Origin of the sequence: Comamonas testosteroni (assembly GCF_000761245.1) — a bacterium.
GTDB lineage: Bacteria > Pseudomonadota > Gammaproteobacteria > Burkholderiales > Burkholderiaceae_C > Comamonas > Comamonas testosteroni_C.
Genome location: NZ_AWOR01000101.1, coordinates 1 through 1,537, shown reverse-complemented (window position 1 = coordinate 1,537; position 1,537 = coordinate 1). Strand labels below are relative to the sequence as shown.

The window sequence follows — 1,537 nt, the reverse complement described above, 5'->3', positions numbered from 1 at the left end:
GATGTCATCCAGTACAAACGCGAGGACGCCTTGTTGGAGCTTGTGCTGTGGGATGGCGCTGCGCAGGAAGCCCTTCAGCGCGCCCAGGCGATGGGCGCGGCTATGGAAACCGTGCACGCTGTCGAATCTTGGCGCTGCCTCTTGCGGGGGATGCTCATAAAAACGCCAGTCGGGTTCGGTAGGGATGGGCAATGGGCTCGTCGGGTGGTGTTGGTATTCGTAAACCTGCTTGTCCACCTGCAGGTTTTCATCGGTCATGGCCAGGCCAACGCTGGCGGGGTTGTCGCGTGCGCTGGCGAGGTCGAGTGTCTGGAACCGCTCTGAAGCCTGACCGGCCTTGTAGGCGTCCAGCACGCTGGCGGGCCACGGGTCATTGGCAAACGCCAGCCACGCTTGGGTATGTTTGTCCGTGTCGATGTTGAGGAACGAGGCCGGGCAGTCGTGGTTGGCCGCGACGCAAGCATCGGACAGCGGCGTCTCGTTGGCAGGCGGCGGTGCGTAGGGGTTGAATTGACGTAGATAACCGTCCGGGCTGATCTGGTAAGCCTGCCAGGTTTTGCGATCGAGCAAGACATACAGGTAGCCGGCGCGCAAGGTGCGCAAGCCCAGGCGCGTATCGATATGCACGGTATCCGGACGCACTGGCTCATTCGGTGAGCGCGGCACCAGTGCGTGGCGCAATGGCAGGATGGGCAACCCTTTACGTTGGCAGGCTTTGCATTGATCGTTTGAAACGGCGGTTTCGGCTATAACGATGCCCAGTTGTGTGCCCAAGGTCATTGAGGTGCTCCGGCATAGGTCAGGTCCGACACTGCCCTTTGCAAGGCGATGTCGTTGTAGGGGACCAGCAGTTGGCTGAGCGGCGCTTGCCCCTGAACCGCTTGTTCAATCACGGCGCGAAAGCCGGTGTGCTGGTGCAGATGCGGATGCAGCATCAGGCGATGCAAGGCGAGTGTCAGGATGTCGTCCTGGCGGCTAAGCCCAAGCTGACGGGCTTGCTGGATATGGATATAGGCTTGTGCCGCCGCTTGGGGCGGCAGCGCAGTAGGGCCGCTCCAGCGAGCCGGGGCATACGCCAGCGGCAATTGGAGTGCGCGACGCCAACCGCTCAACAAGGCCGCAACCAAGGGGGCGTCCTGCTGTACCGCCGTCGTGTGGCTGCCCGGTACGGTGCGACGTTCGGGCGCGCCCACCAATACGCTGCCGGCACCGCTGCTTGTGGGCAGGAACCAGCGTCGAATTGGCCACCAGGGCCCCTCATTTTTGTCGAAGGTGCCAGCCAACAACTCCAGCCGAACGGGCTCATGGATCGGGAAAAACACTTGGCCTTGCTTCGAGGGCAGTAGCCCGAGCGAAACGATGTGGGCACTTAGCGCCTGGGAGGGGGCGCTGCTACTGAGCCAGCCGCACACGTAACGCTTGTGACGATCCATCTCCTCATGAGCGCGTAAGGCAGATAGCGCCAATAGTTCCTGCGACGGCGAAGTTCCGGGTGTCGCGAGGGCCACCAGCGCTGGGCAGGCCGACGGCGTATGGA

The 1,537-nt window shown here is 62.5% G+C and carries 2 protein-coding genes; both read right to left on the bottom strand.

Annotated features, from left to right (window positions below; all coding sequences use genetic code 11):
- On the bottom strand, window positions 1-780 hold a 780-nt coding region (locus tag P353_RS26315), incomplete at its 3' end, for a T6SS effector BTH_I2691 family protein (RefSeq protein WP_332835661.1).
- On the bottom strand, window positions 777-1,537 hold a 761-nt coding region (locus P353_RS29405; RefSeq protein ID WP_232776939.1), incomplete at its 5' end, for a hypothetical protein. The genes P353_RS29405 and P353_RS26315, both read right to left, overlap by 4 nt.